The organism is Coleofasciculus sp., assembly GCF_046539235.1.
GTDB lineage: Bacteria > Cyanobacteriota > Cyanobacteriia > Cyanobacteriales > Coleofasciculaceae > Coleofasciculus.
The window spans coordinates 1-6,605 of the sequence record NZ_JBKHHI010000373.1; the positions used below are offsets into that span (position 1 = coordinate 1).

At 46.1% G+C, this 6,605-nt stretch carries 6 protein-coding genes; 4 read left to right on the forward strand and 2 right to left on the reverse strand.

Annotated features, from left to right (window positions below; translation table 11 throughout):
• Positions 1 to 409 precede the first annotated feature (409 nt).
• Positions 410 to 1,396, forward strand: a complete 987-nt coding sequence (locus ACLFWI_RS24285) for a 3'(2'),5'-bisphosphate nucleotidase (protein ID WP_446415058.1) — start codon at positions 410 to 412, stop codon at positions 1,394 to 1,396.
• Between the two features lie 105 nt (positions 1,397 to 1,501).
• Here ACLFWI_RS24285 and ACLFWI_RS24290 read toward each other — a convergent pair whose 3' ends face one another.
• Together ACLFWI_RS24290 and ACLFWI_RS24295 are read right to left on the reverse strand one after the other, a co-directional pair.
• Positions 1,502 to 2,338 carry a DUF928 domain-containing protein gene (locus tag ACLFWI_RS24290; RefSeq protein ID WP_446415059.1) on the reverse strand — a complete coding sequence of 279 codons (837 nt, stop codon included), beginning with the start codon at positions 2,336 to 2,338 and terminating at the stop codon, positions 1,502 to 1,504.
• Positions 2,339 to 2,530: 192 nt separating this feature from the next.
• Positions 2,531 to 3,409, reverse strand: a complete 879-nt coding sequence (locus ACLFWI_RS24295; protein WP_446415060.1) for a DUF928 domain-containing protein — start codon at positions 3,407 to 3,409, stop codon at positions 2,531 to 2,533.
• A 519-nt stretch (positions 3,410 to 3,928) separates the two neighbouring features.
• Here ACLFWI_RS24295 and ACLFWI_RS24300 point away from each other — a divergent pair.
• From ACLFWI_RS24300 to ACLFWI_RS24310, 3 genes are read left to right on the forward strand one after another with little or no spacing between them, the layout of a single operon-like run.
• Positions 3,929 to 5,629, forward strand: coding sequence for a CHASE2 domain-containing protein (locus tag ACLFWI_RS24300; RefSeq protein WP_446415061.1), 1,701 nt, complete (start codon positions 3,929 to 3,931; stop codon positions 5,627 to 5,629).
• A 6-nt stretch (positions 5,630 to 5,635) separates the two neighbouring features.
• On the forward strand, positions 5,636 to 5,794 hold the full coding sequence (locus ACLFWI_RS24305) for a hypothetical protein (protein ID WP_446410977.1): 159 nt from the start codon (positions 5,636 to 5,638) through the stop codon (positions 5,792 to 5,794).
• Entirely contained in the window at positions 5,795 to 6,313 is a 519-nt protein-coding gene (locus ACLFWI_RS24310) for a phage tail protein (protein ID WP_446346802.1), read from the forward strand.
• Positions 6,314 to 6,605 lie beyond the last annotated feature (292 nt).

Consider the following 6,605-nt stretch of genomic DNA (forward strand, 5'->3'; position numbering starts at 1 on the left):
GCTAGAACCTTGATGATCACTCTACCGAGAGGTCATTATGGAAGCGGCAATGCGTTACAGCGATCGCTCCTAGCCATTTGCTACTGTACAGATTCATCCGGCTACAGGGAAAGGGCAGATCGTGATCAGTGGTGACATCGGGAAAGTTAAACCTAGCCCAAGGGTGCAACCAAACGGTACTCAAGGTAATACGGGAAGCGGCTTCTCGACCAGTAGCAGGGTATCAACGTTGAAAGGCTCACGAATAGGAGTTTTTTAAGCAAACCCCCACGATGGCGATTGCCTCGTTACCCGCCTAAGAAATAGTGGTTTGGGGGTAAGGACGGGCTAAAGCCGCTTAATTGGGTGTTTTACCTTCCCGTCCTTAGCCAGGTTTTTTGAGAGTATTATGGAGCAATAGAGATTTACCATGTCTTACGAGCAAGAAAAACAGGTAGCTATTGAGGCAGCGCTGACAGCAGCCAAACTCTGTGAGCAAGTTCGCCAAGAACAGGTTACTGAAGCGATGGAAAAGAGCGATAAAAGTCCTGTCACAGTGGCAGATTTGGGTTCCCAGGCGGTTATCTGTCGAGCGTTAGCGATGGCGTTTCCTAATGACCTAGTGGTGGGTGAAGAAGATGCGTCCCAGTTGCGTCAACCCGAAATGGCTGATCAACTGAATCGGGTAAGTCACTACGTCAAGTCTGTCGTTGGTGATGCGACACCGGATCAGGTATTGGACTGGATTGATCGCGGTAATAGTCAGATTGGGGGGCGCTATTGGACATTAGACCCCATCGATGGCACAAAAGGGTTTCTGCGTCAAGACCAATATGCCGTAGCTTTAGCCCTAGTGGAACTGGGTGAAGTGAAACTCGGTGTTCTGGCTTGTCCCGCTTTACCCGTTTCCCCATATCAACCGGATGGAGAAAAGGGTGTCCTGTTCGTCGCGGTACGGGGTCAGGGTGCAACTATGGTTCCCATCTCTGGCGGAGAACCTCAGCCGATTCAGGTAACAAAGGCTGATAATGCCGAAGCGATGCGTTTTGTCGAGAGTGTGGAATCCGGTCATGGGGATCACTCACGACAGGATGCAGTTGCCAAAGCCGTAGGCATTACGACGCCTTCGTTGCGGATGGACTCTCAAGCCAAGTATGGCGCAGTCGCCTCGGGTCGTGCATCGCTTTACCTGCGTTTGCCATCACCTAAATCACCCGATTATCGGGAAAAGATTTGGGATCACGCGGCGGGAACGATTGTGGTTGAGGAAGCTGGCGGACGAGTGACTGATATGCATGGAAAAGCCCTCAACTTTTCTCTGGGTGCCAAACTGTCTGATAATCAGGGGGTCATTGTCAGCAATGGTGTGATTCACGATACCGTGTTGGACGCCTTGCGGGAAACGGTGAACGTGTAAAGACGTGTAAAGACGTTACCTAGATAACGTCTGTCGGCAATCAAAAAGGGAAAAGGTTAAACCTTTTCCCTGGAACCTATCACTCACAACCTTGAGTCAAACAGCTTAATTTTCAGCATTGGTTTCACCAGTTGACCCAGAATGACTCACCAACGGTTCTTCAATCAGTTGATCTAGACCCGCAAAGTTCAAGGCAGATTGCCAATTTTCTTGAACTTGAGGATCATCGGAATCCTTACGTAACTGAGCCAATGTACCTGTTGCATCCATCCAGAAGCCATACTCAGCGAAAATATCTGGCTTTTCCCGTTCTGATGCATTGGCTAACTTTTGAGCAAGTTCGGTTTCTGGAGAAACACGCTCAACCCACCCTTCGACCGTCAAATTTCCAGAAGCATCACCCCCCTCATCACAACTGAGGGCAAATACCCACTGGTACTTTTCCGATTCTTTGAGTAGCTCCTCCTCCTCTGTCATCGGCTCTGGCAGACTAAACATGACAATTCCTGGCGTTTCATCTAGAGAAACGGTTTCGTGATAAATAATCCCTTTATCTTGACTCAGTAATGCAAATTCCGCTTCCTTGGCTTGAGTCTCACTGACATAAACCAAGAACGTCGGATTCGGCAGTACAGTTACTTCAACTGGAACTGTGTTTTTTTCCGCCGCTTTTGGTACTAACGGTGTGACTTCGACTTCCTCTGCGTAACACATACCCGAACCTCGCGAAAATCCTGCGGTTCTCCACCGAGACGCTCTAATGCTTCGGTTACGAAATCGCAGACCCTTATTTCCAGCGAAGAGGGTTTCTGAAGGCTTCTGATGATTTTGACTGGAAGAATTTGGTTTGAATCCAGCGATTGCCATGGCACTGGCACTCATCACCAATCCCAGAGACAACATCAGGGAAAATGTTTTCAGATAGATAGAGGGCTTTTTCATGTTACGTTTTGCCAATGGCAGTAATGGATACAAGTCTAGCCTTATCCTTATTCTTGTCGGTAGAGACGTTCCCCCAGAACGCCTCTAACTGAGTAAAAGAGGATCAGCTTTGCCCTGATCTACATCATAATCCTGGCAGACATTAGGGTGTGGAGTTGAAATTTACACTAGCTTAGTCGTCTGAAGAAAAGGTTAATTGTTAACCCCCGACTCAGGACTATCAACAGGACGTTCTGCAACAAGATTCTCTAACCCCACAGATTCTAGGAGATCTTTCCAATCCGCTTGAACTTGAGGATTATTCGGATAACGCTCTCGCAATTTCGCTAGTGAACTCACTGCTTCTGTCCAAACGCCATGATCCACAAATACTTTCGGGTGGTTAATATCTGGAGTGTTGGCTAACTCTTGCGCCAGAGACTCTTCCTTAGCAATTCGCTTCACCCAGCCTTCTGCTGTAGGATTTTGACTCCAATCATTCTGATCGCAAGGAATGGTGACAAACCAGTTGTAGATTTCCCCCACTTGTAACAACTCATTATCTGGATTAGCCGGATCGGATTCTGGGATGCTAATGCTGATAATTCCAGGAGTTTGATTGTTTAGAGAAACAGTTGTTTCATAAACAACCTTATCCTTATTCTCCGTCATTAGTGTAAATACCGCTTCCTCTGCCTCAGTCTCAGTGACATGAACTAAGAAAGTCGGAGTTCCCTCGACTGTCAATTCAACCGGAATCTGAGCATTGGTGGACGATTCTTGAGCATCTTCTGGCAACTCCTTACTTTGCAGTTGCGGTAATAATGCTGTTACATGAACCGGCTTTTCTTCATCCCCTATTTTGCAGACTCCCCGCGAGAACCCTCCAGTTCTGCGCCGAGAGGCTCGCATTCTCCGCCGTCGGAAGCGTAGACCTTTATTCCCCGCGACTAACGTTTCTGAAAGCTTCTGATTTTCCTGATTGGGTGAACTCGGTTTGAGACCAGCGATCGCCATGGCACTGGCACTCATCACTAATCCCAGAGACAACATCAGGGAAAACGTTTTAAGATATATAGAGGGCTTTTTCATGTTACTCCTTGCCAATGGCAGTAATGGATACAATTTTGATTAATGCGGTAGTAGAGAGCTTAACTAAGTTAGCGTATTCATCTACAGAGCGACTTCTCTCTATTCAGCAAAATTTCGGGTTCTAGCTGTAAATTTTAAGCAACGCTAAATCAGATTACCTGATTTCTTTATTTATCGCGACTCAGCCAAGATGCTGACAATGAGCAGCTTTACTGCCTCAACTCGCTCAGTATACAATTTAAACCCCATAACACCATAACAGTAATAACCAGCCTGGGTACTATATTATATACTGATATTCTATCGGACTCGTCTTTCTAACCTAGTATCATTACACTTCTTTAAAAAAAGTGATGAATATACCGATAAAATTAGAAAGTGGCTATGGTTTACTGACTCTACATTAATTTATATTAAGTTCGATTATCCTAATCCCCGGCTGAGAATGCCAATAAATTCCGCCTTAAAGTGGGCATTGTCAGCAAATTAACCCTCAAGCGAACAGGAGGCAATACCAAGATGATTTCTGAAATTCGTTCATTTTTCAATCAGCATCCCCTAGGCAAGGGAATCATGGCATTTGGCGGCACAGTTGTGATCACGAGTGTGGTGGTTACAGGGGTGATTGTGGGACTGCGACAGATGGGGGCGTTAGAAGGATTTGAACTGGACGCTTATGACCAACTGGTGCGATCGCGTCCAGAATCTGAGCCAAGCGATCGCGTGTTAGTCGTGGGGATTAGCGAAGAGGATATCCGAAACTATAACCAGTTTCCGATAACGGATGCCACATTAGCGACGCTACTCAAGAAACTAGCAGACTATCAACCCCGTGCGATCGGGATTGACATTGGACGGGATGTGCCTATTGGCGAAGGTCGTGAGGATTTAATTCAGGTTATTGAGCAAAACGATAACATGGTCGCCGCCTGCGTCATGAGTTCTGCGACTGAACCCGGAACGCCACCCGCCCCCGGAGTTCCCGCAGAACGGGTTGGTTTTGCTGATATGCAGCTTGATCGGGATCAAGTTATCCGCCGCACAGCGTTAGTTTCATTTCCTCCCTTTGTGGAACCACTCCCAGCAAATCCCCATCTGTGTCAAGATCCGGATAGCCTCCTCTATTCCTTACCGTTTCGGTTAGCTACGTCATATCTGGAACAAGAGGGAATCGAAGCAGAATTAACCACCCCAGAGGAATTCATCAAGTTGGATTCCACGATATTCCTTCCTCTAGAAGACCAATCAGGTAACTATAGTTACACAGGTGCTTTTGACTACCAAATCATGATCAATTGGTCAGGTGAGAATGCCATTGAACAAGTAACCCTGACCGATGTCTTAGAAGGCAATATTGATCCTAATCTTGTCACAGACCGAGTGGTTTTGGTCGGGTACACCGCCAGCACAGCCAATGATGATTTTGCTACACCCTTTAGTGCAGCTGCTCAGGATCGAGTGTTAATGCCTGGGGTAGTCCTTCATGCACAAGTTGTCAGTCAAATTCTAAGTACCGTTTTAGAGGGTCGTCCCTTAATTTGGTATTGGTCTCAAGGAACTGAAATTCTCTGGATTTTTCTCTGGTCGGTTGTTGGCGGAACCCTGGCTTGGAAAATTCGCCGTCCTTGGATTCTGATTCCCGTTGCTATAGTAGCTGGTGGTGTTTTGTATGGTATTTCCTATACTTTATTCGTCCAGCAGGCAGGATGGATACCGTTAGTTCCGCCAGTCATCGGGTTAGCCTTAACCACCTTTAGCGTTGTCATTATTGACCGCTACGGTCAAGTCGTGGCTAAAACAGTTAAGAAACTGCTGAGAATTAACATTGAAATTGACGAAACTCAAAAAGAGGAGCAAGTCGCCCAAATCACAGAAACTGATAGCTTTCAAGAAATTCAGCTCAGAGCTGATCAGCTCAGACGTCGCCGCCAAATCACCAAGCCTAAAACCTATAATAACACAGTCACGGATCAAGTAGACCTCAATTGGGAAGAAGTTCCAGAACTCGGTCAATATCAACAAGTACTGCAACGAGCAAGAGTATTAAGACATCAGCTCAACCGGGTTGAGGAGCAACGGGACGAGGTTGAAGAGGTTGATCATTCAACGAATGGCTCTTCCGGGACAATGCCCACGGTTAAAAAACAAGCATTTAACCCAGAAGATGAGAGTTACCTCTCGCAATTGCAGAGTCGGGGAAGACGGATGAGACACAAATAAGCAATCATGAACCATGAACAACGAACGATTCTCTTAAAACTTGCTGCCAAGGTATCCCAAGATCCTTTACTCTTGCGGAAAGTCAGCGATCGAGTGTATCAGCTTATGCAAGAGGATTTACGCAAGCAACGCGAACGCCATAAAAACTACAGAGGGTTACTATAAATGGCTGACAATGGTAATATCACACACGAACTTAACTACGTCACCGCTAATCGATTTTACATCGAAATTGAAAGTCAGATTACGGCTTCATTTAGCGAGTGTTCTGGTTTGGGGGTTCAGATTGATAAAGAAGTCTATTTTGAGGGAGGAGTCAACGAACAGCAACGCATCTTTCTCAAGCAAGCCAAATTTGATGATGTTACTCTAAAGCGGGGGATTACCGAAGATTTAGTGTTTTGGGATTGGATTAACAAAACGCTCAATCCTGGTAAAAAAGAGCGGCGTAATGTCAACATTTTGGTCTTTAATCAAGCCGGAGAAACCATGCAATGTTGGACATTAATTGGTGCGATTCCAGTCGGTTGGAAAACGCCAGCCTTACAAGCGAGTTCTAGCACCGTGGCGATTGAGGAATTAACCCTCGCCTACGAAGGCTTAAAGGTTGTCGCCGAGCAAGGTGGCGGCGGTGCTAGTACCAATTTACAACGTGCTAACACTGGCTATTTTCCCAGCAACTAACTAGGTCAATCGGTGGGAAAAAGTAAAGTTAACGGTAGGGATCGTCATTTGTCATTTGTCATTTGTCATTTGTCAGGGTTTGAGGAATATTGACAAAAGTTGGGTATTTCCACCAACCTACTTATATATAGAGGTGCCATGGCACGTTTTGAAGGACAGGTTTAGGAAGAATGTCCCTGACTTAAGGCTGGTGGGCAATGCCCACCCTACGGTATATCAAGGGTTTTGGCACTCCCTAAATGAAATGCTTATTTGAGTGCCATTCAATTTAGGAATGTTCGTGATAATTGTA

Excerpts from the sequence above, each read along its gene's own strand:
- ACLFWI_RS24310 (WP_446346802.1), top strand. The coding sequence starts at position 5,795 with ATGGCTGACAATGGTAATATCACACACGAACTTAACTACGTCACCGCT.
- ACLFWI_RS24300 (WP_446415061.1), top strand. The coding sequence starts at position 3,929 with ATGATTTCTGAAATTCGTTCATTTTTCAATCAGCATCCCCTAGGCAAG.
- ACLFWI_RS24290 (WP_446415059.1), bottom strand. The coding sequence starts at position 2,338 with ATGAAAAAGCCCTCTATCTATCTGAAAACATTTTCCCTGATGTTGTCT.
- ACLFWI_RS24285 (WP_446415058.1), top strand. The coding sequence starts at position 410 with ATGTCTTACGAGCAAGAAAAACAGGTAGCTATTGAGGCAGCGCTGACA.
- ACLFWI_RS24305 (WP_446410977.1), top strand. The coding sequence starts at position 5,636 with ATGAACCATGAACAACGAACGATTCTCTTAAAACTTGCTGCCAAGGTA.
- ACLFWI_RS24295 (WP_446415060.1), bottom strand. The coding sequence starts at position 3,409 with ATGAAAAAGCCCTCTATATATCTTAAAACGTTTTCCCTGATGTTGTCT.